Here is a 23,977-nt window from a genome sequence, read left to right as displayed (position 1 = left end):
ATAGGTTACAGGGTCACAACTGGCACCCGCGGCGCCAGGGCGCACATCAGCTCATAGCCGACGGTGCCGCTGCTGGCCGCCACGTCGTCGATTTTAATCTCTTTGCCCCACAGCTCGACCGGCGCGCCGATCCCGGCCTGCGGGCAGGGCGTTAAATCGACCGCCAGCATGTCCATCGACACGCGTCCCACGGTGGTGGTACGTACGCCATCCACCAGCACCGGCGTGCCGCTCGGCGCCACCCGCGGGTAGCCGTCGGCATAGCCGCAGGCGACGATGCCGATCCGCTGCTCCTGGGTGGTGCGGTACAGGCCGCCATAGCCAATCGCCTCGCCGGGACGCAGGTTCTGCACGCCGATGATCTCGCTGCGCAGCGTCATCACCGGCTTCAGCCCGGTGTTGGCGATGTCCTGCCACTGCCCGGAAGGCGACGCGCCATACAGCACGATGCCTGGACGAACCCAGTCAAAATGCGCTTCCGGATGCCAGAGGGTCGCCGCCGAGTTGGCCAGCGAGCGCGGGCAATCCAGCCCCTCCGCCGCCTGTTCGATACGGCGCATCGGCTCGACAATTCCCTGCGGGTTCTCCGCCTCCGCGAAATGCGACATCAGCGTCATCTCGCCGACGTTGCTTATCGCCCGCAGCTGCTGCCAGACGGTGTGGACCCGCTCAGGCATAAAGCCCAGCCGGTTCATGCCGCTGTTCACCTTGAGATAGATATCCAGCGGCGCGCGCAGCTTCGCCTGCTGCAGGGCCTTAATCTGCCAGTTGCTGTGGACGCTGGTGGTTAAACGATATTGATCCAGCACCGCCAGCTCATCGGCATGGAAGAAGCCCTCCAGCAGCAGGATCGGGCCTTTCCAGCCCTGCTCGCGCAGCAAGATCGCCTCTTCCAGGTTGAGTAAGGCGAAACCATCCGCCGCGCTTAACGCACTCCATACGCGCGCCACGCCGTGGCCGTAGGCGTTGGCCTTGACCACCGCCCACAGGCGCGACCCGGGGGCCGCGCGACGCACTATCTGTAAATTCTGCCGCAAGGCCAGCAGGTCGATGCTGGCCACTACCGGACGGGTCATGCAAGCTCCTTAGTTGTGTGCGCCGTGCAGGTGCTGCGGGCGCGCCGGGGTAAAACCGGGGCTGTAGCGGGCAACCGCCAGATCGTCGTAAGGGATCGCCGGCGTGCGGCCGGAGATCAGATCGCTGATAAGCTGCCCGGAGCCGCAGGCCATGGTCCAGCCAAGCGTGCCGTGGCCGGTGTTGAGCCACAGATTTTTATACGCTGTGCGGCCGACCACCGGCGTGCCGTCCGGCGTCATCGGCCGCAGGCCCGTCCAGAAAGTCGCCTGCTCCACGTGGCCGCCGCGCGGGAACAGATCGCGCACCACCATCTCCAGGGTTTCGCGACGCGGCTGCAGCAGCGCTTTGTTAAAACCGACGATCTCCGCCATGCCGCCGACCCGAATGCGCTGATCGAAGCGGGTGATGGCGATTTTGTAAGTCTCATCAAGGATAGTTGAAACCGGCGCGCCGTCCTCCTGAGCGATCGGAATAGTTAATGAGTAGCCTTTCAGCGGGTAGACCGGTATATCCACCAGCCCTTTAAGCATCGCCGTCGAGTAGGAGCCGAAGGCCATCACATAGGCATCGCCCTTGATAATCTCATCGCCGCATTTCACCCCGGCAATGCGATCGCCCTCGTGCAGCAGCGCATCCACTGCGGTGTTGAAGCGGAAGGTCACGCCGGCCTGCTCCGCCATCGCCGCCAGACGGGTGGTAAACAGCTGGCAGTCGCCGGTTTCATCATTTGGCAGACGCAGGCCGCCGGTCAGTTTGTGGCTGACCTCCGCCAGCGCCGGCTCCACCTCCGCCAACCGCTTCGCTTCCAGCAGCTGATACGGCACGCCGGCGTCCTCCAGCACCGCGATGTCGCGGGTGGCATTTTCATACTGTTTGGCGGTACGGAACAGCTGCAGCGTCCCGCCCTGGCGCCCTTCATACTGAATGCCGGTGGTGTCGCGCAGCGCCTTCAGGCAGTCGCGGCTGTACTCCGCCAGGCGCACCATACGGCCTTTGTTCTCCATATAGTGGCGGGTGTCGCAGTTGCGCAGCATCTGCCACATCCACTTCAACTGGAACGAGGTGCCGTCAAGACCGATCGCCAGCGGCGCATGGCGCTGAAACATCCATTTGATCGCCTTCAGCGGCACCCCCGGCGCCGCCCAGGGCGCCGCATAGCCGGGAGAAATCTGCCCGGCGTTGGCCGCGCTGGTCTCCTCTGCCGGACCGGGCTGACGGTCGATGACCGTCACGTCATGACCCGCCTGACTCAAATACCACGCGCTGGCTACCCCAACCACCCCACTTCCCAGTATGACGACACGCATAGCGACTCCGTAACAGTTAAAGAACAATCATCTAATTACAAATTGATAACTCAGTTGAAAATATTATTCAACATACGCTTTATTTATGGTGACTTAACTCACAGCAAACCGCACCAGCCCTGCGCTGTGAGATTTACGATCTCATGCTGCGCTTTATTTTTACCCAGCATTAAATTCTGCAAACAAGGCAAAAAAACGGCTTTGAGATGGGGAAATCGCGAAGAAAAGCGATTGGCGTACAGCACAGTTTGCTGCACCGTGTTCTATGCTTGTTTAGAGGTTTTCCGTTCAGAGAAAACCAACAACAACGAGGGCGCGCTAATGGCTACGATTGACTCCATGAACAGGGACACCACCCGTTTAAGCGATGGACCCGACTGGACGTTCGAGTTACTGGAAACCTACCTGGCCGAAGTGGACCGGGTCGCCAAGCTCTATCGTCTTGACACCTACCCGCACCAGATCGAAGTCATTACTTCCGAGCAGATGATGGACGCCTACTCCAGCGTCGGCATGCCCATCAACTATCCGCACTGGTCGTTTGGCAAAAAATTTATTGAGACCGAGCAGGCCTATAAGCACGGTCAGCAGGGTCTGGCGTATGAGATAGTCATCAACTCCAACCCCTGTATCGCCTACCTGATGGAGGAAAACACCATCACCATGCAGGCGCTGGTGATGGCCCATGCCTGCTACGGGCATAACTCGTTTTTTAAAAATAACTATCTGTTTCGCAGCTGGACCGACGCCAGCTCGATCATCGACTATCTGATCTTTGCCCGTAAGTACATCACCGAGTGCGAAGAGCGCTATGGCGTCGACGAAGTAGAGAAACTGCTCGACTCCTGCCACGCGCTGATGAACTACGGCGTCGACCGCTATAAACGTCCGCAAAAAATCTCTCTGCAGGAGGAGAAAGCGCGGCAGAAAAGCCGGGAAGAGTATCTGCAAAGCCAGGTGAATATGCTGTGGCGCACCCTGCCGAAGCGCGAGGAAGAAAAAGCGATTGAATCCGCTCGTCGCTACCCTTCCGAACCGCAGGAGAACCTGCTGTACTTTATGGAGAAGAACGCCCCGCTGCTCGAACCGTGGCAGCGCGAGATCCTGCGCATCGTGCGTAAAGTCAGCCAGTATTTCTACCCGCAGAAACAGACCCAGGTGATGAACGAGGGGTGGGCCACCTTCTGGCACTACACCATCCTCAACCATCTCTACGATGAAGGGAAAGTGACTGAGCGCTTTATGCTGGAGTTTCTCCACAGCCATACCAACGTGGTGTTCCAGCCGCCGTACAACAGTCCGTGGTACAGCGGGATTAACCCCTACGCGCTGGGCTTCGCCATGTTCCAGGACATCAAGCGCATCTGTCAGTCGCCCACGGAAGAGGATAAGTACTGGTTCCCCGATATCGCCGGTTCTGACTGGCTGGAAACGCTGCATTTCGCCATGCGCGACTTTAAGGATGAAAGCTTTATCAGTCAGTTCCTGTCGCCGAAGATCATGCGCGATTTCCGCTTCTTTACCGTGCTCGACGACGATCACAACAATTATCTGGAGATCTCGGCGATTCACAACGAAGAGGGTTATCGCGAGATCCGCAATAAGCTCTCCGCGCAGTATAACCTCAGCAATCTTGAGCCGAACATCCAGGTGTGGAACGTTGACCTGCGCGGCGACCGATCGCTGACCTTGCGCTATGTGCCGCACAACCGCGTCCCGCTGGACAAAGGCCGGCGCGAAGTGCTGAAGCATGTGCATCGTCTGTGGGGGTTCGATGTGCTGCTGGAGCAGCAGAACGCCGACGGCAGCATTGAGCTGTTGGACCGCTGCCCGGCGCGGCCGAACGCGCTATAGCATTGCGGGGCGAGTAAAATAACAAGGGGGCCATTGGCCCCCTTGTTCTGTTTATCGATCGCGAAAAGCCTGCTTAACGCATATTCATGGCTAAATCACCGGGCAGCGATTTCTGCATCCGGTGCCAGATCTCGCCGCTGTCATGGCCGTAGCGACGAACCAGCTCGTAAACCTGGTCATGCAGACCGGCCTCACACACTTTTGCCAGCTGATGATAGAAACCGAGCGCCAGGCTGCGCGCTTCCGGGCTGGAGAAATAGTGGCGGCCGATGCGGGTATACAACCCCTTCATGCCGTTGAGGATCAGACCGTAGATCGGGTTGCCGGAGGCGAACGCCAGACCACGGAAAATATTATAATCAAGCTCGGCGAAGGCGTCGGCGTGATCCTCCACCTCCCGGGCGCTGTCCAGGACCGCCAGTGCTTTATCCGGATGCTGGCGAAACGCGGTGCGGATAAAAATCGTGGAAATGTTGGTGCGCACGGAGAGCAGATTATCAATCAACTGCGGTACGCTGTCGTGATCGAGGCGCGCCAGCGTTTCGAGGATATTCAGGCCGGAGGTTTCCCAAAAGTTATTCACTTTAGTGGGCTTACCATGCTGAATGGTCAGCCAGCCGTCACGGGCCAGACGCTGCAATACTTCGCGCAGGGTTGTGCGGGTGACACCGATCAGCTCAGAAAGCTCGCGTTCAGCGGGGAGAATCGATCCGGGAGGGAAGCGGTTATTCCAGATACTCTCAATGATGTACTCTTCCGCGAAACCCGCAGGGCTCTGCGCCTTAATGACCATAGTAAGATTTCCATTACACAGCGTTACAATTGCACTCATCATACCAGAGCCGCTATAGCGCAGATAGCATGGCAAGTGAATTAAAAAGGGATCGCCGTTTCATTTTCCGCTTTTACTTTGCGCTTTTCCTTATCTTCACAAACCGCCAGCGCGGCGCGAAGAAAGTTGCTTCTCATTTTGCTCAACTGGTACTCTTGCCAATCGTTATGCACAAAACCATGCACTCATTGACGGGGAAGGATTCTGTCGTGGAAATTTCTTATGGCCGCGCGCTGTGGCGCAATTTTCTTGGCCAGTCGCCGGACTGGTACAAGCTGGCATTAATCATTTTCTTAATCGTAAATCCGCTGGTGTTCGCCGTGGCGCCGTTTGTCGCCGGCTGGCTGCTGGTGGTCGAGTTTATCTTTACCCTCGCCATGGCGCTGAAGTGCTATCCGCTGCTGCCGGGTGGTCTGCTGGCTATCGAGGCGCTGCTGATCGGCATGACCAGCCCGGCGCACGTCCGGGACGAGATCGCCGGCAATCTGGAGGTGCTGCTCCTGCTGATGTTCATGGTGGCGGGTATCTACTTTATGAAACAGCTTTTGCTGTTCGTGTTTACGCGCCTGCTGCTGGGGATCCGCAGCAAAATGCTGCTATCGCTGGCGTTCTGCCTGGCGGCCGCCTTCCTCTCGGCCTTTCTCGATGCGCTGACGGTGGTGGCGGTAGTGATCAGCGTCGCCGTCGGGTTCTACGGCATCTATCACCGCGTCGCCTCGGCGCGCCCGGACGATAGCGACCTGCTCGATGACAGCCATATCGAGCAGCACTACCGTGAGGTGCTGGAGCAGTTCCGCGGCTTTCTGCGCAGCCTGATGATGCACGCCGGCGTCGGGACCGCGCTCGGCGGCGTCATGACCATGGTCGGCGAGCCGCAAAACCTGATTATCGCCAAAGCCGCGGGCTGGCATTTTGGCGAGTTCTTTCTTCGCATGGCGCCCGTGACCCTGCCGGTGATGGTCTGCGGTCTGTTAACCTGTCTGCTGGTCGAAAAGTATCGCCTGTTTGGCTACGGCGAACCGCTACCGCCGACGGTGCGCAAGGTGCTGCAGGAGTTTGACGATCGCAGCCGCGCCCAGCGCAGCCGTCAGGAGCGACTGCGGCTGATTGCCCAGGCGCTCATTGGCGTTTGGCTGATCGTGGCCCTGGCTTTTCACCTGGCTGAGGTCGGCCTGATTGGCCTGTCGGTGATCATCCTCGCCACCACCTTTACCGGCGTTACCGATGAGCACGCCATTGGCAAGGCGTTCACCGAGGCGCTGCCCTTTACCGCGCTGCTGACGGTCTTCTTCTCCATCGTCGCGGTTATCATCGATCAGCAGCTGTTCACGCCGGTGATCGAGTTTGTCCTGCAGGCCTCGCCGCACGCGCAGCTGTCGCTGTTTTATCTGTTCAACGGCCTGCTGTCGTCCATTTCGGATAACGTGTTTGTCGGCACGGTCTACATCAACGAAGCGAAAGCGGCGCTCGAACATGGCGCCATCAGCCTGCCCCAGTTTGAGATGCTGGCGGTAGCGATCAACACCGGCACCAACCTGCCCTCGGTGGCCACCCCAAACGGCCAGGCGGCGTTTCTCTTCCTGCTGACTTCCGCCCTGGCGCCGCTTATTAGGCTCTCCTATGGCCGTATGGTGTGGATGGCGCTGCCCTACACCATCGTACTGACGCTGGTCGGCCTGTTATGCGTCGAGTTCACCCTGATGCCAGTCACCGACTGGCTGCTGGCGCACGGCTGGCTGGTGACGCCCACCCTGCCCTGAGTCAGTTTTTGCCCGGGTTCGCCCGGGCGCATCAATAACCCGTTACGGAATATTTTCCGCCGCGCCTCTGGCGTCGGTTCGGTTTTCGTTTACACTGCCATGATTTAGCATCTTCCAGGGAAATGATTATGTTGCAATATTTAAACCAGTGCTCAAGAGGACGCGGTGCCTGGCTCCTGATGGCGTTGACCGCTTTTATTCTCGAACTTGTCGCGCTGTGGTTCCAGCACGTGATGCTGCTGCAGCCGTGTGTCATGTGTATTTACGAACGCTGCGCGCTGTTCGGCATCATGGGCGCGGGACTGGTGGGCGCCATCGCCCCCAAAACGCCGCTGCGCTATGTCGCCATGGCAATCTGGTTGTACAGCGCGATACGCGGACTACAGCTGGCGTGGGAGCATACGATGATCCAGCTGCACCCTTCACCGTTCCAGACCTGCGATTTCGCCGCCCGCTTCCCAACCTGGCTGCCGCTGGATAAATGGCTGCCGCAGGTTTTCGTTGCGTCCGGAGACTGTTCAGTACGTCAGTGGCAGTTCCTGTCGCTGGAGATGCCGCAATGGCTGGTGGGGATTTTCGCCGCCTATCTGCTGGTCGCTATTCTGGTGATCGTTGCTCAGCCTTTCAAAGCGAAAAAACGCGATCTGTTTGGTCGTTAAGCCGCGGCGAGTACAGCCCACAATGAAACGCCCTGCGGGGCGTTTTTTTATGCCTCCTGCGCATCGCTGAATCGTTTCATGTCTATGGTTGACCACAGCCACCAAAAGGCGCATATTAAATACATCTTTTAAAACCCCACAGGAGCTCACATGTCATCTTTACTGATCCCCGCAGACTGGAAAGTTAAACGCTCCACCCCATTCTTTACCAAAGAGAATGTCCCTGCCGCCCTGCTGAGCCACCACAACACCGCGGCTGGCGTCTTCGGCCAGCTGTGCGTCATGGAGGGAACGGTGACCTATTACGGTTTTGCCAATGAACAGGCGACGGAGCCGGAGAAAAAAGTCGTGATTCATGCCGGGCAGTTTGCTACCAGTCCGCCGCAGTACTGGCACCGCGTCGAACTCAGTGACGACGCCCGCTTCAATATTCACTTCTGGGTGGCGGAAGAAACCGACGGTGAAAACGGGCTGTTCCACGCGAAGAAAGCGTGACGGCGCTTAGCGCGCCCTGTCAGGCAGATTAAGGATATGGTCCTGCCAGTCGACCACCGTGGACTCAGGCACCGCAATATGGCGAACGGAGATGCGTTCGCCGTGCATCGCCGCTTTTGAGCCAGTCAGCAGCGGGTGCCAGGCCGGCAGAGGCTTGCCTTCCGCCAGCAGGCGATAGGCACAGGTCGGCGGCAGCCATTCGAAGGTCGGCAGATTTTCGCGGGTAAGCTTGATGCAGTCCGGCTCATACTCAAAGCGACGCGCGTAGTTACGACACTGGCAGGTTTTGATATTGAGCTGACGACAGGCGACGTTGGTGAAGTAGATCTCGTCAGTGTCTTCATCCATCAGCTTGTGCAGGCAGCACTGGCCGCAGCCGTCACACAGCGATTCCCACTCCGCGTCGCTCATGTCATCCAGTGTTTTTTGTTGCCAGAAAGGTTGTTCGCTCATCGGAGTGTCCGTCGTTGCCAGTTAAGGGTGCACCTTATAACCAGTCTGGCACGCCGATGCAAGTTTTGCCGCCCCAAAAGGCGGCAAATAGCGCTTACAGCACGCGGGTAGTGAGCGCCAGGCCGTTGAAGCCGACCTCCAGCTCGTCACCGCTGTGCAGCGGCCCCACGCCTTCCGGGGTGCCGGTGAGGATCACATCCCCGGCTTTGAGGGTAAAGAAGCGCGACATATAGGCGATCAGCGGCACAATCTTATGGATCATGTCGGCAGTGGTGCCCTGCTGGCGCACTTCGCCATTAATCTTCAGGCTTAACGACGTATTCTGCGGGTCGCCGTGGAACTCAGCGGCCGGGATAAAGCCGGAGATCGGACAGGCGTTATCGAAGCCTTTGGCCTTCTCCCAGGGTTGTCCCGCTTTTTTCATTTTCGCCTGCAGGTCGCGCAGCGTGAGATCCAGCGCGACACCATAGCCGGCAATCCCTTTCAGCACATGCTCTTCCGTCGCCTGACGCAGCGTGCTGCCGATAAGCACCGCCAGCTCGACTTCGTGATGCACCGAGCCCAGCCCCTCAGGAAGCACCAACGGCTGACGAAGATCGCACAGCGCAGTCTCAGGTTTAATAAACAGCACCGGCTCTTCCGGCGTCGCACTGCCCATTTCCTTGATGTGTTTCGCATAATTACTGCCGACGCACACTACTTTGCTTACTGGATAATCCAGAAGCGCACCCTGCCAGTTATGATGTTGGTACATTATTTTCCCTCGTGGGTTAATCGGATTGTTTCCCCTGTTCCGCCAGGTGTTTCTTTAGTAGATTTTCAGACGGCGGAGGCAGTTGCAGGTAATAGCCCTGTTCGCTTAACGCCTGTTTCACTTTTTCCAGATCGGCGTTAACCAGTTTTTTGCGCCCATCCAGCGGCAGCAGCATCGCCATTTGCGGCGTGCCAAAGCTGCGCATTAGCTCGTCAGGAACGCGCGAGAAATCGTCCTTTTTTTCGACGTATAAATAGGTTTGTTCACGTTTAGTACTTCGATAGATCACACAAAACATAGTTTTACTCGGAATTAGACCCGTGGTCACTTGCCTCAATATATGAGTGACTATAACATGCCTTTTAGTCTTCGGAATATCACCGCACTTCGGCGGTTGATAAACAGCAAATTGAGTAAGGCCAGGATGTCAAATACGCCAATCGAACTTAAAGGCAGTAGCTTCACGTTATCTGTCGTTCATTTGCACGATGCAAATCCCGAGGTTATTCGTCAGGCGTTAGAAGACAAAATCGCCCAGGCTCCCGCCTTTTTACGTCATGCTCCGGTGGTGGTGAATATCGCCAGCATCGAGGAGGAGGTAGAATGGCGCGCCATCAACGAGGCTATCGCCGCGACCGGTTTACGTATTATGGGCGTTAGCGGATGCAAAATTCCGCGCCTGAAAACCGAAATCGACCGCGCCGGCATCCCGTTATTAACCGAAGGGAAAGAAAAAGCCTCTCGTCCGGCACCGTCCGAACCCACCCCGCCGCCGCCAGTTGCTAGTCAGATCACAAAAACGCGTTTGATTGATCAGCCGGTACGTTCCGGTCAGCGCATTTATGCGCCACACTGTGATCTTATTGTTACAAATCATGTGAGTGCCGGTGCGGAACTTATCGCTGACGGAAATATCCATGTATATGGCATGATGCGAGGACGCGCGCTGGCAGGCGCCGGTGGCGACAGAGACGCCCAGATATTTTGTACCCACCTTGCGGCGGAGCTGGTCTCCATCGCCGGGGAATATTGGCTGAGCGATAACATCCCGGCCGAATTTTATGGCAAAGCGGCGCGCCTGCGTTTAGGTGAAAGCGCTTTGGCAATTCAACCGTTAAATTAATCCCTTTTTAACAAGGAATTTCTATGGCACGCATTATTGTTGTGACTTCGGGTAAAGGGGGCGTTGGCAAGACCACCTCCAGCGCGGCCATCGCTACAGGTTTGGCCCAGAAGGGAAAGAAAACCGTCGTTATCGACTTCGACATCGGCCTGCGTAACCTCGACCTGATTATGGGCTGCGAACGTCGCGTCGTTTATGATTTCGTCAACGTCATTCAGGGCGATGCCACACTGAACCAGGCGCTGATTAAAGATAAGCGCACGGAAAATCTCTACATTCTCCCGGCTTCCCAGACCCGGGATAAAGACGCTCTGACTCGCGAAGGCGTCGACAAGGTTCTCGAAGAACTGAAGAAAATGGAATTCGATTTCATCGTCTGTGATTCCCCGGCAGGCATTGAAACCGGTGCGCTGATGGCGCTTTACTTTGCTGATGAAGCCATCATCACCACTAACCCGGAAGTCTCCTCCGTTCGCGACTCCGACCGTATCCTTGGCATTCTCGCCTCTAAATCCCGCCGCGCGGAAAATGGCGAAGAGCCAATCAAAGAGCATCTGCTGCTGACCCGCTACAATCCAGGCCGCGTTAATAAAGGCGATATGCTGAGCATGGAAGACGTGCTGGAAATTCTGCGCATCAACCTGGTAGGCGTGATCCCGGAAGACCAGTCAGTCCTGCGCGCATCCAACCAGGGTGAGCCGGTGATCCTCGATGCCGCCTCGGACGCAGGCAAAGCCTATGCCGATACCGTTGAACGTCTGCTCGGAGAAGAACGCCCTTTCCGCTTCATTGAAGAAGAGAAGAAAGGATTCCTCAAACGCCTGTTCGGAGGATAAATTATGGCTTTACTCGACTTTTTTCTCTCGCGAAAAAAGAACACGGCTAATATTGCGAAAGAACGCCTGCAAATCATCGTCGCCGAGCGCCGCCGCGGAGACGCGGAGCCGCATTACCTGCCGCAGTTACGCAAAGATATCCTGGAAGTGATCTGTAAATACGTACAGATCGACCCGGAGATGGTCAGCGTGCAGCTGGAGCAGCGGGACGGGGATATATCCATTCTTGAGCTGAACGTGACCCTACCCGAAACGGAAGAGTCGAAATCCTGACCTTTCGCGCCATCGCGAAAAAAACCGGCTACGCCACGCGCCGCCGGTTTTTTAATGGTCTGAACCTGGCCGCGAACTAGCGCGGATAGTCGTTTAACAGCCTCTTCAGCCGCTCGGCCATCAGCTCCCCGCGCCAACCGGAAATCAGCTCAGGTTCACCGGCTTGCGTTTTCAGCTGCCAGTGCCAGTTCAGCAGCTGGTTGATCTGCCGACGCGACGCCAGCAGCTCCGCGCTTACGCCCTTCTCCGTGCTCACTTCCTGCACCAGCGCTTTAATATCTTTAAAGGCTTTGCGGTAGCCCGGCATGTCGATCAGGTTCTGCAGCGGCGCCGGCAGGGCCGACTCCGGCAGCGCCTGCGCTTTTTCGACCAGGCTAATCAGCGTTTTGCCGTGGAAGCGAATTTCGCTACCGGATAACCCGAGGCTGTCGAGCTCGCCCAGGCTGGTGGGCATATAGCGCGCCACGCTCCACAGATGCTCTTCCCGCACCACAAAGTTTACCGCCAGGTCGCGCTCGCGCGCTTTGCGCAGGCGCCACTCCGCCAACAGCTGCAGACAACCCAGCTGGCGGGTACGCAGCTGCCAGGCGTTGCCGATATCGCGCCAGGCCTCGGCCGGGTCGACCACCTCCTGACGACGCTGCTGCATCACGCGGCACTCGTCGAGCGCCGCCGGCAGCCAGCCAGCGCGATCGGTCTCCGCCATTAACTGGCTGGCGATCGGCAGCAGATACCAGACGTCGGCCGCGGCATATTCACACTGACGCTCAGTCAGCGGGCGCGCCAGCCAGTCGGTGCGGGATTCGCTTTTATCCAGCGCTACCCCGGAATACTCTTCCACCATCGAGGCGAAGCCCCAGGACATTGGGCGGCCGCAGAAGGCCGCCAGGATCTGGGTGTCAATCAGCGGCTGCGGCATCAGGTTAAATGCATTAAGGAAGACTTCTAAATCTTCGCTGCCGGCATGCAGGTATTTAGTCACATCCTGGTTGAGCAGCAGGTCGCGCATCGGCGCCCAGTCGTTAATCGTCAAGGGATCGATCAGAGAGACCTGCTGGCCGTCGAACAGCTGCAGCAGGCCCAGCTGCGGGTAATAGGTGCGGGTGCGGACAAATTCCGTATCCAGAGCGACGGCGGAGGCCGTGCTTGCCGCTTCGCAGACAGCGCGCAGGCCATCGTCGGTGGTGATCATCTGATAGTTCAAAGCATACTCTCTTAACTTGCGCCCATAAAAAACGCCGGCGTAGCCGGCGTCAGGCGACTCATTCGTTACTTAGCCTTTATTGTCCACTTTAGCGCGCGCTTCGTCACGCAGTTCTCGCCGCAAAATTTTCCCGACGTTGGATTTCGGCAGTTCATCACGGAATTCCACCAGCTTCGGCACCTTGTATCCGGTCAAATGGCGACGGCAGAACGTAATCAGCGCCTCTTCGGTTAACGCAGCATCTTTCTTGACTACGAAAATCTTCACCGCTTCGCCGCTGCTGCCGGACGGCACGCCGATGGCCGCCACTTCCAGCACCCCGCTATGCTGCATGACCACATCTTCGATTTCGTTCGGATAGACGTTAAAACCCGACACCAGGATCATATCTTTTTTGCGATCGACGATGCGCAGGAACCCCTCTTCATCCATCACCGCGATATCCCCGGTGTGCAGCCAGCCGTCTTTGATAATCTCATCCGTCGCGTCAGGGCGCTGCCAGTAGCCCAGCATCACCTGCGGCCCTTTAATACAGAGCTCGCCCGGCTGACCCGGCGCCACTTCGTTATCATCATCATCCACCAGTTTGGCTTCGGTGGAGGGCACCGGCAGGCCAATGCTGCCGCTGTGGTAGTCAATATCGTGCGGGTTAACGCTGACCAGCGGAGAACACTCTGTCAGGCCGTAGCCCTCCAGCAGATATTGCCCGGTCAGTTTTACCCAGCGCTCGGCCACCGCCTGCTGCACCGGCATCCCACCGCCGGCGGACAAATGCAGCGAGGAGAAATCAAGCTGCTGGAACTCTTTGTTGTTCAGCAAGGCGTTGAACAGGGTATTGACCCCGGTCATGGCGGTAAAAGGATACTTCGCCAGCTCCTTCACCAGCCCGGGGATATCGCGTGGGTTGGTGATCAGCAAATTTTGCCCGCCCAGTTCGATAAACAGCAGGCAGTTCATGGTCAGGGCGAAAATGTGATACAGCGGCAGCGCGGTCACCACGAACTCTTTGCCGCGATGCAGCAGCGGGCCGTAGGTGGCATTGACCTGCTCGAGGTTAGCCAGCATATTGCGGTGGGTGAGCATCGCACCTTTGGCCACGCCGGTGGTGCCCCCGGTGTACTGCAGAAACGCCAGATCTTCCGCAACGATCTCCGGCTTGACGTACTGCATGCGATAGCCGTGCTGCAACGCGCTGCGAAACGAGATGGCGTCCGGCAGGTGGTACTTCGGCACCAGGCGCTTAATGTACTTGACCACAAAGTTCACCAGCGTGCCTTTGGCGGTGGAAAGCTGGTCGCCCATGCGCGTCAGGATCACATGCTGGACCTGAGTTTTCGCCACCACTTTTTCCAGGGTATGGGCAAAGTTGGAGACTATGACGATCGCCGCCGCGCCGCTGTCGTTGAGCTGATGCTCCAGTTCGCGCGGGGTATATAAGGGGTTGACGTTAACCACGATCATCCCGGCGCGCAGGATGCCAAACAGAGCCACCGGATACTGCAGCAGGTTAGGCATCATCAGGGCCACGCGATCGCCCTTCTGTAACCCCAACCCCTCCTGAAGATAAGCGGCGAAGGCGCGACTACGCTCCTCCAGCTTACGGTAGGTCATCACTTCACCCATATTGATAAACGCCGGTTGGTCGGCGTAACGGGTGGTGGCATGTTCAAACAGTTCAACCAGGGATTGATAGCGGTCAGGATTTATCTCCGCCGGAACATCTGCGGGATAACGGTTTAGCCAAACCTTTTTCACTGCATCACCTCTGAAATAGTTATTCGTCGTCATCACAGCCCCTGGATAATACATTTTGTTAACATTATATTAACTCAGCGTACCAGTTTATTAATTAGGCAATGAGCAGGTTGCGAAGCGCGTCACTATTTTTTTTCTTATTCGACTGAAAACAAAGAAACAGCGGACCGGCCGCTGTTTCTTTGAACTAACATAAACAACAAAATCATTCGGTTACAACGTTTCTCACCTCAGCAGGGCCGGGATTGTACCAGCCGCCATAGCCGTAGCCCCAGGGGCGCGGACCCAGCATCCACGGGTCGATAGGTTGCGGAGGCATCACCACCTGCTGCACTACGTTCCAGCGCTTGTAGCCGGTGGCGTTCATCAGCATAAATTTATACGGCGTGCTGCCCACCTTGCCGTCAACCACCCCGGCGATCGGTCCGACCACGGTCACTAGTTGACCGCGGAAATCCACCGGATCGAGGAAGCCATTGACGTCAGCAAAAATCCTTCCGCGGGACGGCTCGCCCAGCACTGGCCGCGCGCCGCTGTCCAGCGGTACGGTGGCGATTTCTAAGCGGGTTTTCCCCTGCTGGTTTTGCACATTGACCACCTTACCGCCAAAGCGCGCTTCCTGGCCAACGTACAGCTGCGGGGCGTTCATCACCCGCACCAAATCCTGCTGCGGCGTCGGGCTGGTGCCTTTGATGGCATCCGGCACTGACACGCAGCCGCTTAGCGCAACGGCAACCGCCGCGGCTAACAGCCAGCGAACGCCCTGTTTTTGACCCGCCATGATGCGACTCCTTTTCTCAGTCTTCTTGTTACTGAGATTCACTCGCGGCCTGGAAGTTTCTTCCACGCCACCTCGTTTCGCAAATAAACCGGCTCCGCTTTCTCCACGGCCACGGTTTTCCCCGCCGCCAGCAGGTAACAGGCTAACGGCAGCATATCCTCCGCCGCCGGCAATTCAATTTCGCCGCTGCTTAAGGTCAGTCCGCTCGCTTTCGCCAGATCCGGCCACGCCTGCCATCCGGTGCCGACGGTGGCCCATTCGCCGGAAAGCTGTGCCAGTCGTTCGGCTACCGCGTCCGGTTTGAGCACCGCTTCCGTCTCTTCGCCATGCCAGACGCCCTGCTCGTCGCGCTGGTACTCGGCCCAGTAGACTTCGCCCATACGCGCATCAATGGCCGCCAGCACTCGGGTGGCGCCGGTTTTGCGCCAGGCGCCCTGCGCCATGGTGGCCAGCGTGGAAACGCCAATCATTGGCAGTTCGGCGCCCAGCGCCAGCCCCTGAGCGATACCGATGCCGATGCGCACGCCGGTAAAGCTGCCCGGACCGCGGCCAAAGGCCAGCGCGTCCAGCTCGCTCAGCGTGGTGCCGCTCTCGGTGAGGACCTCCTGCACCAGCGGCAGGATACGTTGGGTATGTTCGCGGGGACAAATTTCGAAATGAGCACTAAGGGTGCCATCATTCCACAGAGCCGCGGAGCAGGCCTCTGTGGCGGTATCGATAGCCAAAATTCGCATGGGTGGTCACGCTCTCGTTACATAGTTCAGGCCTTCAGGCAGCCTGATTTCCGGCAAACGGCCAACCCGCCGCCATGCCGCCCGAAGTCTATTGGGAACCGCTAATTAACAAAATGGCGCGCAGCTTAACACATTTTAGTGCGGATTACCTTGCCGGCGGTACGGCGAGAAAGCGCACCGCCCGACGGATATCGCGGGTTCGCGGCGCCGGCGGCAGACTGGCCAGGAACACCGCGCCGTAGGGGCGCATCACCAGCCGGTTGTCGCAGATCACCAGCACCCCGCGGTCGTCGATATCGCGGATCAGGCGACCCACCCCCTGCTTGAGGGTGATCACCGCATCCGGGAGCTGCACTTCATCAAAGGGATCGCCGCCGCGCAGCCGGCAATCTTCCATCCGCGCTTTTAGCAGCGGATCGTCCGGCGAGGTGAACGGTAGCTTATCGATAATCACCAGCGACAGCGCGTCGCCGCGCACATCGACTCCCTCCCAGAAGCTGCTGGTAGCCACCAGCAGCGCGTTGCCGGCGCTGACAAACTGCTGCAGCAGCTGGCCTTTGCTGGTCTCGCCCTGCAGCAGCACCGGTAGCGTCATGGTGGCGCGGAACTGCTCCGCCAGATCGCGCATCATGGCGTGCGAGGTGCACAACATAAAGCAGCGACCATCGTTGGCCTCGATCAGCGGCTTGAGCATCGCCGCCAGGTGTCGCGCTGCGCCGGGCTGGTTCGGCAGGGGTAGGTTGCGCGGCACACAGAGCAACGCCTGGTGCTGATAGTCAAAGGGACTCGGCAGCAGTAGAGTCTGCGCCTCGTCGATCCCCAGCCGGGCGGTAAAGTGATGCAGATCGTCGTTCACCGACAGCGTCGCCGAGGTAAAGATCCAACTCCCCGACTTCTGCGCCATCACCTCTTTAAACTTCTCGGCCACGGTCAGCGGCGTCAGCGCGAGAGTAAAGTGGCGCGAGGTACACTCATACCAGTAGCTGTAGCCCGGCTGGTTGATCTCTTTCAACAGCTTCAGGCGCCCGCGATAGAGGGTGGCGCGCTCAAAAGCGGCGTCGAGCAGCGCCGAGCGACCCAGCGAAAGTTTGGCGACGTCATAGCATAGCTCGAGCGCGTCATCGAGCAGCAGCAGCGCTCGCTGAATGTGGCTGTCCGCCAGCAGCTCGCGCAGATTGCCGCGGTAGCCCGGGTCTCCCAGCTGCAGGCGGAAATCCTGCGCGCTTTGCGCCAGGCGGTCGGCGCATTTTTGCAGCTGCTGAGTGTCTTTCAGTTCGGTGCGGTAGGCAATGGTGATGTCTTTCGCCAGGTCCAGCAGCTGGCGGCTGGAGAGCGACTGGCCAAAGTACTGACTGGCGATATCCGGCAGCTGATGGGCTTCATCGAAGATCATCACTTCCGCCTCGGGGATCAGCTCGGCAAAGCCGCTCTCTTTGACCACCATATCGGCCAGAAACAGGTGATGGTTGACCACCACCACGTCGGCGTCCATCGCTTTTTTACGCGCCTTCACCACGAAGCAATCTTTATACAGTGGGCAGTCGCTACCGAGACAGTTATCGTTGGTGCTGGTCACCAGCGGCCAGGCCTGAGAGTCTTCCGCGACGCTGGCGCAGGTGCTGATATCGCCATCCTGGGTTTGATTCGACCAGGAGCGCAGGAGGATCACATCGCTGAGGGTTTGCACCGGCAGATCGCCGCCCGCCAGCGCCTGCTGCTCAAGACGTTCGAGACACAGGTAGTTGGAGCGCCCTTTGAGCAGCGCCAGTTTCCCGGTGAATTTGAGCGCTTTGGCGACGGTGGGCAGATCGCGGCTGTAAAGCTGATCCTGCAGCGCTTTCGAGCCGGTGGAGATAATCACCTTTTTTTTCGCCCGCAGCGCAGGCGCCAGGTAAGCGTAGGTTTTACCGGTTCCGGTCCCCGCTTCCACCACCAGCGGCCGGGAGGCCTCAATCGCTTCGCTGACCGCCACCGCCATTTGGCGCTGCGGCTCGCGCGGTTTAAATCCCGGTATGGCTTTGGCTAGCTGGCCGTCTGCTGCAAAATCGTCGATCACATTGCCCCCTGGTTATTTGGACAGTGATTATGTCAGGGAGGACGGCGTTTCGCCAGTCCGGGTAGTGACGCGAGCGGCACATTATGGCAGTCTTGCCGCAGCCGAATGGAATGCTTAAAGAGGAAAAAGCAATGACAATTACGCGTATTGATGCCGAAGCCCGTTGGTCAGACGTGGTGATCCACAACCAGACCCTGTACTACACCGGCGTGCCGGCAAATCTCGATGCCGACGCTTTCGAGCAGACCGCCAATACCCTGGCGCAGATTGACGCGGTGCTGGAAAAACAGGGCAGCGACAAGTCGCGTATTCTTGACGCCACCATCTTCCTCGCCGATAAAAGCGACTTTGCGGCGATGAATAAAGCCTGGGACGCGTGGGTGGTGGCTGGTCACGCCCCGGTGCGCTGCACGGTGGAAGCGACGCTGATGAACCCGCAGTATAAAGTTGAGATCAAAATTATCGCCGCGGTGTAATTACTCGTCCTCATCCTCATCTTCAAAGCGCGCGACGATCTGCTCGCCGGTATGCGTTGCGCGCAGCTCTTCCGCCACCAGGGCAATCGCCTGGCCGCTGCTTATCCCCTGAGCCATTAGCTCATGGATACGTTCGACCGCTTTTTGCTGTTGCTCGTGGCTCAGCGAAGGTAAACCTGCAAACATCTTTTACTCCTGCTACATTGTGGGGCGTAATTATTTCACGCCGTCCCCGACTACGCCAGAGGGGCGGCAACGTTCAGGATCGAGAAAGATGTTGTCCCCCGCGATTATTACCCTGCCCTGGCGCCCGGATGCGGCCGAACACTATTTTGCGCCGTTAAGCGCCCTGCCCTGGGCGATGCTGCTGCATTCCGGCTTTGCCGACCATCCGCATAACCGCTTTGATATTCTGGTGGCTGCCCCGCGCGCCACGCTACTGACGCGCGATGAACAGACGTGGGTCGACGACGGCGAAACCGTTGTTGTCTCAGCTGAAGATCCGCTGCAGCTCCTGCAGCAGCAGTTGGATCGTCAGCCGTTCACGCCGCAACCCCATGACGATCTGCCGTTTCTCGGCGGCGCGCTGGGATTATTCGGTTACGACCTGGGCCGTCGCTTTGAGCGTCTCCCTTCGCACGCGCAGGCCGATATCGCGCTGGCGGATATGGCGGTGGGGATCTATGACTGGGCGCTTATCGTCGACCACCAGCGCCAACAGATATCGCTGCTCAGCTATGACGACCCGCAGCAGCGTCTACAGTGGCTGGAGGCGCAAACGCCGACGCCGGGTGAAACCTTCGCCCTGACCTCTGCCTGGCAGTCAAATATGAGCCGCCAGCAGTACGGCGAAAAATTTCGCCAGGTACAGGCCTATCTGCACAGCGGCGACTGCTATCAGGTCAACCTCGCCCAGCGTTTTCAGGCCAGCTACGTCGGTGATGAATGGCAGGCCTTCCGCCAGCTGAACACCGTCAACCGCGCCCCCTTTAGCGCCTTTATTCGCCTCGATGAAGGGGCGATTTTAAGCCTGTCGCCGGAGCGCTTTATCCAGCTGCGCCAGGGGGAGATCCAGACGCGGCCGATAAAAGGCACCCTACCGCGGCTCGATTCACCGCCGGAAGATGCGCAGCAGGCTGAGAAGCTGGCGAATTCGCCGAAAGATCGCGCCGAGAATTTAATGATTGTTGACCTGATGCGCAACGACATCGGCCGCGTCGCCGTCCCGGGTAGCGTCCGGGTCCCCGAGCTGTTCGTGGTGGAGCCGTTCCCGGCGGTCCATCATCTGGTCAGCACCATCACCGCCCGCCTGCCAATGACGCTGCACGCCAGCGACCTGCTGCGCGCCGCCTTTCCCGGCGGCTCGATCACCGGCGCGCCGAAAGTGCGGGCGATGGAGATTATCGATGAACTGGAGCCCCAGCGTCGCAACGCCTGGTGTGGGAGCATTGGCTACCTGAGCTATTGCGGCAATATGGATACCAGCATCACCATTCGCACCCTGACGGCATGGCAGGGACAGCTGTACTGCTCCGCCGGCGGCGGAATTGTGGCGGATAGCGAGGAAGCGGCGGAATATCAGGAAACTTTTGATAAAGTTAATCGTATCCTGCAGCAACTGGAGAACTAGACCATGGCGGATCGCGCCCTTAATCTGGATGATTTTCTGTCCCGCTTTCAGCTTCTGCGCCCGCAGCCTTCGCGCCATGCGCTCAATCAGCGGCAGGCGGCGGTGCTGGTGCCGATCGTGCGCCGGCCGCAGCCCGGCCTGCTGCTGACCCAGCGTTCGCCGCTGCTGCGCAAGCACGCCGGCCAGGTCGCCTTTCCCGGCGGCGCAGTAGATAATACCGACGCGACGCTTATCGCCGCCGCCCTGCGCGAAGCTCAGGAAGAGGTGGCGATCCCGCCGGAGGCGGTCGAGGTGATCGGCGTCCTGCCGCCGGTGGACAGCGTCACCGGCTTTCAGGTGACGCCGGTGGTGGGCATTATTCCCCCGGATCTGCACTACCACGCCAGCCAGGACGAAGTCTCCGCGGTATTTGAAATGCCGCTCGCCGAAGCCCTGCGCCTTGGGCGCTACCATCCGCTCGATATCCACCGCCGGGGCAACGACCACCGCGTCTGGCTCTCCTGGTACCAGCATTATTTTGTCTGGGGAATGACCGCCGGGATCATTCGCGAGCTGGCGCTGCAAATTGGCGCACGTCCTTAGCTATACTGATAATGAGAGGGCGCTCTCATTATTAGTAAAATCGCGGTTAGCCATTAGTTTAATTCATGTGAATAGTTGAACTGACAGGGCGCTTCCCTCTTACACTATGCGCAGTTATTACATCGTTACCGCACCCGCGGTAACCCTGTCAGGAGTATTATCGTGATTAGTCTATTCGACATGTTCAAGGTGGGGATTGGTCCCTCATCTTCCCACACTGTTGGCCCGATGAAGGCCGGAAAACAGTTCGTCGATGACCTGGTCGAAAAAGGATTGCTTAATGCAGTGACTCGTGTGGCGGTTGACGTCTACGGTTCACTGTCATTAACCGGCAAAGGCCACCATACGGACATCGCCATTATCATGGGACTGGCGGGCAATCAGCCCGATACGGTCGATATTGACGCGATCCCGGCTTTTATCCGTGACGTCGAAGCGCGCGGTCGTCTGCTGCTGGCCAACGGCCAGCATGAGGTCGACTTCCCGGCGGATGACGGCATGCGTTTTCGCAGCGACAACCTGCCGCTGCACGAAAACGGCATGACCATTCACGCCTGGGCCGGCGAGAAAGAGATCTACTGCAAGACCTACTACTCGATCGGCGGCGGCTTTATTGTCGACGAAGAGCACTTCGGCAAGGAAAACGCCAACGAACTGCAGGTGCCCTACCCATTTAAATCGGCGCAGGAAATGCTGGCCTACTGCAAAGAGACTGGCCTGTCGCTCTCCGGGATGGTGATGCAGAACGAGTTGGCTCTGCACAGCAAAAAAGAGATCGAGGATTATTTCGCCAACGTCTGGCAGACCATGCGCGCCTGTATCGACCGCGGGATGAACACCGAGGGCGTGCTGCCCGGCCCGCTGCGCGTACCGCGTCGCGCCTCGGCGCTGCGTCGTCTGCTGGTGGCCAGCGATAAGCTCTCCAGCGATCCAATGAACGTTGTTGACTGGGTCAATATGTTCGCGCTGGCGGTCAATGAAGAGAACGCCGCCGGCGGTCGCGTGGTAACCGCGCCGACCAACGGCGCCTGCGGCATCGTTCCGGCGGTACTCGCCTATTACGATCACTTTATCGAGTCCGTCAGCCCGGAGATCTATATTCGCTACTTTATGGCCTGCGGGGCGATCGGCGCGCTGTATAAGATGAATGCGTCCATTTCCGGCGCGGAAGTCGGCTGTCAGGGCGAGGTGGGCGTCGCCTGCTCGATGGCGGCGGCGGGCCTGGCTGAACTGCTCGGCGCCAGCCCGGAACAGGTTTGCGTGGCGGCGGAGATCGGCATGGAACACAACCTCGGCCTGACCTGTGATCCGGTCGCCGGCCAGGTGCAGGTGCCATGCATTGAACGTAACGCCATCGCCTCCGTCAAGGCGATCAACGCCGCGCGAATGGCGATGCGCCGCACCAGCGAACCGCGCGTCTCGCTCGATAAGGTGATCGAGACCATGTATGAAACCGGTAAAGACATGAACGCCAAGTACCGCGAAACCTCGCGCGGCGGCCTGGCGATTAAAGTTCAGTGTGACTAAACTATTCGTGTCCCTCTGCGCCTGCAAAGCGCGCAGGGGGTTAACCCTGGTGACTGAAATCTCCCTGATGCGCCTTCAACGGCGCATTTTCTTTTTTCTATACCTGGCGATATTCTGCCACTACACTTGCTCTATAAAATAAGCCACGCTTAACCACTCGTCCTGTCGACAGGGTGTCGCACATGCAGACTGCACAAAAAGTCATTACGGCCTATCGTCACAAACGCATTATTGTCTGCCTGCTGGTAGCCCTGGCGACCCTGGGCGCCACATTAGCCATCCGATTTATTTCGCAGCGCAGCGTAAATGAAGATTATATTCGCACGGCCGCCACCCAACGGGTGGCGGCGCTCAATGACATCTTGCGCCCGCTAAGCGCGCAGCGAGCCACCCTGCTCCCTCTGGTGGGCAAACCCTGCCCTGATATCCATCTGACGCTGCGCAAAATGGCGGCCTCGTTGCAAACCATTCGTTCCGTCGCCCTCGTCACGTCAGGTATCGTTTACTGTTCCAGTATTTTTGGCCCGCGACAGGCAGACTTACATCGCCTGCAGCCCGCGCTTCCTGCGCCCCGCCCTCTGCTGCTCTTCTCGAACGACAGCTCCTTGCTCAAAGGCTCGCCGGTACTGATCCAATGGTATCCAGCCGCGGAGAGCGGCCTGGACGGCGTGATGCTGGTGGTGAATATTGAGCTGCTGGGAACCTTAATTCTTAATGAAAAATCGGCCCTGATCAGCGACGTCAGCCTGCAGGTTGGCGATCGTTATTTTAGCAGCCGCCATGGGCTTCTCGAAAAAACGCATGTCCCGCAGGGCACGGTGATTTATCGCCAGCGCTCTACGGAGTTTCCGTTTACTGTCAATATTAACGGCCCTGGCGCCTCGGCGATTGCGCTTGAGGAGCTGCCCGGCGAGCTGCCGCTGGCGCTGATTTTTAGCCTGCTAATGACCGGCATCGCCTGGCTGGCCACCGCCGGCAGAATGAGTTTCTCGCGGGAAATAAGCCTTGGCATTTCGGCCCGGGAGTTTGCCCTCTGGTGCCAGCCGCTGCAGGATGCGCGCAGCGGCCGCTGCTGCGGGGTGGAGATCCTGCTGCGCTGGAATAATCCCCGCCGTGGGACGATTTCGCCGGAGGTATTTATCCCCATCGCCGAAGGCAATAATCTGATCATCCCTCTCACCCGCTATGTGATTGCCGAAACCGCTCGCCGCCTGGACGCTTTTCCTCGCGACCGCCATTTTCACATCGTGATCAATGTCGCCGCGCGCCATTTCGCTAACGGACTCCTGCTGCGCGACCTGCACAATTACTGGTTCAGCGTGGATCCGGTGCAGCAGCTGGTGGTCGAGCTAACCGAACGCGATGTCCTGCAGGATGGCGACCAGCATATGGCCGAACATCTGCACTTTAAGGGCGTACAGCTGGCGATCGATGATTTTGGTACCGGCAATACTTCGCTCTCATGGCTGGAAAAGCTGCGCCCGGACGTCCTGAAGATCGACCGCTCGTTCACCAGCTCGGTCGGCATAGATAGCGTGAACGCGACGGTGACAGATATTATTATCGCCCTCGCCAACCGCCTGCATATTGTTACCGTTGCCGAAGGGGTGGAGACGCTGGAGCAGGAAAGCTACCTGCGTAGCCACGGCGTCGATGTGCTGCAGGGGTTTTATTATGCGCGGCCGATGCCGGTGGAGGCGTTCCCGGCGTGGCTGGCCAGCAGGGAGGAGAGTGAGAGTGAGGGTGAGGGTGAGAGCGAGACGACAGAATAACTCGCCGGCCGCAGCGGCCGGCGAGTTATTCTGTCGT

The 23,977-nt window shown here is 58.5% G+C and carries 26 protein-coding genes; 12 read left to right on the top strand and 14 right to left on the bottom strand.

The features are described 5' to 3' along the window. Positions 1-5: 5 nt before the first annotated feature. The 3 genes from dadX to KHQ23_RS19655 all read right to left on the bottom strand — a co-directional run bounded on the left by dadX (position 6) and on the right by KHQ23_RS19655 (position 2,629). Complete coding sequence (gene dadX, locus KHQ23_RS19665; protein ID WP_002910887.1) at positions 6-1,076, bottom strand: catabolic alanine racemase DadX; 1,071 nt, start codon at positions 1,074-1,076, stop codon at positions 6-8. Positions 1,077-1,085: 9 nt separating this feature from the next. Then, entirely contained in the window at positions 1,086-2,384 is a 1,299-nt protein-coding gene (locus KHQ23_RS19660; RefSeq protein WP_004175465.1) for a D-amino acid dehydrogenase, read from the bottom strand. A gap of 98 nt (positions 2,385-2,482) precedes the next feature. Further along, positions 2,483-2,629 carry a hypothetical protein gene (locus KHQ23_RS19655; RefSeq protein ID WP_004145506.1) on the bottom strand — a complete coding sequence of 49 codons (147 nt, stop codon included), beginning with the start codon at positions 2,627-2,629 and terminating at the stop codon, positions 2,483-2,485. 76 nt (positions 2,630-2,705) lie between these two features. Between KHQ23_RS19655 and KHQ23_RS19650 the strand changes: the two genes are divergently transcribed. Then, positions 2,706-4,238, top strand: coding sequence for a SpoVR family protein (locus tag KHQ23_RS19650; RefSeq protein WP_002910889.1), 1,533 nt, complete (start codon positions 2,706-2,708; stop codon positions 4,236-4,238). A 73-nt stretch (positions 4,239-4,311) separates the two neighbouring features. Here the strand turns inward: KHQ23_RS19650 and fadR are convergent, their stop codons facing one another. Next, positions 4,312-5,031 carry a fatty acid metabolism transcriptional regulator FadR gene (gene fadR, locus KHQ23_RS19645; protein ID WP_002910890.1) on the bottom strand — a complete coding sequence of 240 codons (720 nt, stop codon included), beginning with the start codon at positions 5,029-5,031 and terminating at the stop codon, positions 4,312-4,314. Between the two features lie 80 nt (positions 5,032-5,111). Beyond that, entirely contained in the window at positions 5,112-5,243 is a 132-nt protein-coding gene (locus tag KHQ23_RS26480; RefSeq protein ID WP_004163532.1) for a hypothetical protein, read from the bottom strand. Positions 5,244-5,279: 36 nt separating this feature from the next. Between KHQ23_RS26480 and nhaB the strand changes: the two genes are divergently transcribed. The 3 genes from nhaB (at position 5,280) to KHQ23_RS19630 (ending at position 7,984) form a co-directional block, all read left to right on the top strand. Further along, positions 5,280-6,830 carry a sodium/proton antiporter NhaB gene (gene nhaB, locus KHQ23_RS19640; protein WP_004151442.1) on the top strand — a complete coding sequence of 517 codons (1,551 nt, stop codon included), beginning with the start codon at positions 5,280-5,282 and terminating at the stop codon, positions 6,828-6,830. Between the two features lie 128 nt (positions 6,831-6,958). Then, complete coding sequence (dsbB, locus tag KHQ23_RS19635) at positions 6,959-7,489, top strand: disulfide bond formation protein DsbB (protein WP_002910894.1); 531 nt, start codon at positions 6,959-6,961, stop codon at positions 7,487-7,489. Positions 7,490-7,639: 150 nt separating this feature from the next. Further along, positions 7,640-7,984: a DUF1971 domain-containing protein gene (locus KHQ23_RS19630; RefSeq protein WP_002910895.1), complete on the top strand. Its 345-nt coding sequence runs from the start codon at positions 7,640-7,642 to the stop codon at positions 7,982-7,984. Positions 7,985-7,990: 6 nt separating this feature from the next. Here KHQ23_RS19630 and KHQ23_RS19625 read toward each other — a convergent pair whose 3' ends face one another. The 3 genes from KHQ23_RS19625 to KHQ23_RS19615 form a co-directional block, all read right to left on the bottom strand. Next, complete coding sequence (locus KHQ23_RS19625; RefSeq protein WP_002910896.1) at positions 7,991-8,437, bottom strand: YcgN family cysteine cluster protein; 447 nt, start codon at positions 8,435-8,437, stop codon at positions 7,991-7,993. Between the two features lie 94 nt (positions 8,438-8,531). Next, the gene (locus KHQ23_RS19620) at positions 8,532-9,191 is read right to left on the bottom strand and encodes a fumarylacetoacetate hydrolase family protein (protein ID WP_004189297.1); all 660 of its coding nucleotides are present in this window, start codon (positions 9,189-9,191) and stop codon (positions 8,532-8,534) included. Positions 9,192-9,207: 16 nt separating this feature from the next. Beyond that, complete coding sequence (locus KHQ23_RS19615) at positions 9,208-9,489, bottom strand: YcgL domain-containing protein (RefSeq protein WP_002910898.1); 282 nt, start codon at positions 9,487-9,489, stop codon at positions 9,208-9,210. A 126-nt stretch (positions 9,490-9,615) separates the two neighbouring features. Between KHQ23_RS19615 and minC the strand changes: the two genes are divergently transcribed. The 3 genes from minC to minE are packed head-to-tail and all read left to right on the top strand — an operon-like array spanning position 9,616 to position 11,423. Continuing rightward, a complete protein-coding gene (gene minC, locus KHQ23_RS19610; RefSeq protein WP_002910899.1) occupies positions 9,616-10,314 on the top strand; it encodes a septum site-determining protein MinC in 699 nt (232 codons plus the stop codon). Positions 10,315-10,337: 23 nt separating this feature from the next. Further along, positions 10,338-11,150 (top strand): septum site-determining protein MinD, encoded by an 813-nt coding sequence (gene minD / locus KHQ23_RS19605; RefSeq protein ID WP_002910900.1) that lies wholly within the window; start codon positions 10,338-10,340, stop codon positions 11,148-11,150. A 3-nt stretch (positions 11,151-11,153) separates the two neighbouring features. Next, complete coding sequence (gene minE / locus KHQ23_RS19600) at positions 11,154-11,423, top strand: cell division topological specificity factor MinE (protein ID WP_002910902.1); 270 nt, start codon at positions 11,154-11,156, stop codon at positions 11,421-11,423. A 76-nt stretch (positions 11,424-11,499) separates the two neighbouring features. Here the strand turns inward: minE and rnd are convergent, their stop codons facing one another. The 5 genes from rnd to KHQ23_RS19575 form a co-directional block, all read right to left on the bottom strand. After that, positions 11,500-12,615 carry a ribonuclease D gene (rnd, locus tag KHQ23_RS19595; RefSeq protein ID WP_014343235.1) on the bottom strand — a complete coding sequence of 372 codons (1,116 nt, stop codon included), beginning with the start codon at positions 12,613-12,615 and terminating at the stop codon, positions 11,500-11,502. An 81-nt stretch (positions 12,616-12,696) separates the two neighbouring features. Beyond that, positions 12,697-14,382 carry a long-chain-fatty-acid--CoA ligase FadD gene (gene fadD / locus KHQ23_RS19590; protein WP_002910904.1) on the bottom strand — a complete coding sequence of 562 codons (1,686 nt, stop codon included), beginning with the start codon at positions 14,380-14,382 and terminating at the stop codon, positions 12,697-12,699. Positions 14,383-14,587: 205 nt separating this feature from the next. Next, complete coding sequence (locus tag KHQ23_RS19585; RefSeq protein ID WP_211776880.1) at positions 14,588-15,163, bottom strand: Slp family lipoprotein; 576 nt, start codon at positions 15,161-15,163, stop codon at positions 14,588-14,590. A 38-nt stretch (positions 15,164-15,201) separates the two neighbouring features. After that, complete coding sequence (tsaB, locus tag KHQ23_RS19580) at positions 15,202-15,897, bottom strand: tRNA (adenosine(37)-N6)-threonylcarbamoyltransferase complex dimerization subunit type 1 TsaB (RefSeq protein WP_004151443.1); 696 nt, start codon at positions 15,895-15,897, stop codon at positions 15,202-15,204. Positions 15,898-16,042: 145 nt separating this feature from the next. Next, positions 16,043-17,953 carry an ATP-dependent DNA helicase gene (locus KHQ23_RS19575; protein ID WP_032434774.1) on the bottom strand — a complete coding sequence of 637 codons (1,911 nt, stop codon included), beginning with the start codon at positions 17,951-17,953 and terminating at the stop codon, positions 16,043-16,045. A gap of 131 nt (positions 17,954-18,084) precedes the next feature. Here KHQ23_RS19575 and KHQ23_RS19570 point away from each other — a divergent pair, with 131 nt between their 5' ends. After that, complete coding sequence (locus tag KHQ23_RS19570) at positions 18,085-18,429, top strand: RidA family protein (protein ID WP_002910910.1); 345 nt, start codon at positions 18,085-18,087, stop codon at positions 18,427-18,429. Here the strand turns inward: KHQ23_RS19570 and KHQ23_RS19565 are convergent, their stop codons facing one another. Continuing rightward, a complete protein-coding gene (locus KHQ23_RS19565; RefSeq protein WP_004145519.1) occupies positions 18,430-18,615 on the bottom strand; it encodes a YoaH family protein in 186 nt (61 codons plus the stop codon). Positions 18,616-18,703: 88 nt separating this feature from the next. Here KHQ23_RS19565 and pabB point away from each other — a divergent pair, with 88 nt between their 5' ends. The 4 genes from pabB to KHQ23_RS19545 all read left to right on the top strand — a co-directional run bounded on the left by pabB (position 18,704) and on the right by KHQ23_RS19545 (position 23,940). Next, complete coding sequence (gene pabB, locus KHQ23_RS19560; protein ID WP_023313377.1) at positions 18,704-20,059, top strand: aminodeoxychorismate synthase component 1; 1,356 nt, start codon at positions 18,704-18,706, stop codon at positions 20,057-20,059. Between the two features lie 3 nt (positions 20,060-20,062). Beyond that, the gene (locus KHQ23_RS19555) at positions 20,063-20,641 is read left to right on the top strand and encodes a CoA pyrophosphatase (RefSeq protein ID WP_004180429.1); all 579 of its coding nucleotides are present in this window, start codon (positions 20,063-20,065) and stop codon (positions 20,639-20,641) included. Positions 20,642-20,803: 162 nt separating this feature from the next. After that, on the top strand, positions 20,804-22,168 hold the full coding sequence (sdaA, locus tag KHQ23_RS19550; protein WP_004151445.1) for an L-serine ammonia-lyase: 1,365 nt from the start codon (positions 20,804-20,806) through the stop codon (positions 22,166-22,168). A gap of 182 nt (positions 22,169-22,350) precedes the next feature. Continuing rightward, positions 22,351-23,940, top strand: coding sequence for an EAL domain-containing protein (locus tag KHQ23_RS19545; RefSeq protein WP_211776881.1), 1,590 nt, complete (start codon positions 22,351-22,353; stop codon positions 23,938-23,940). Positions 23,941-23,977 lie beyond the last annotated feature (37 nt).

It is taken from the genome of Klebsiella sp. 64 (assembly GCF_018223915.1).
Lineage (GTDB): Bacteria > Pseudomonadota > Gammaproteobacteria > Enterobacterales > Enterobacteriaceae > Klebsiella > Klebsiella pneumoniae.
The sequence above is the reverse complement of the archived record's forward strand: the minus strand, read 5'-3'. Positions and strand labels throughout refer to the sequence as shown.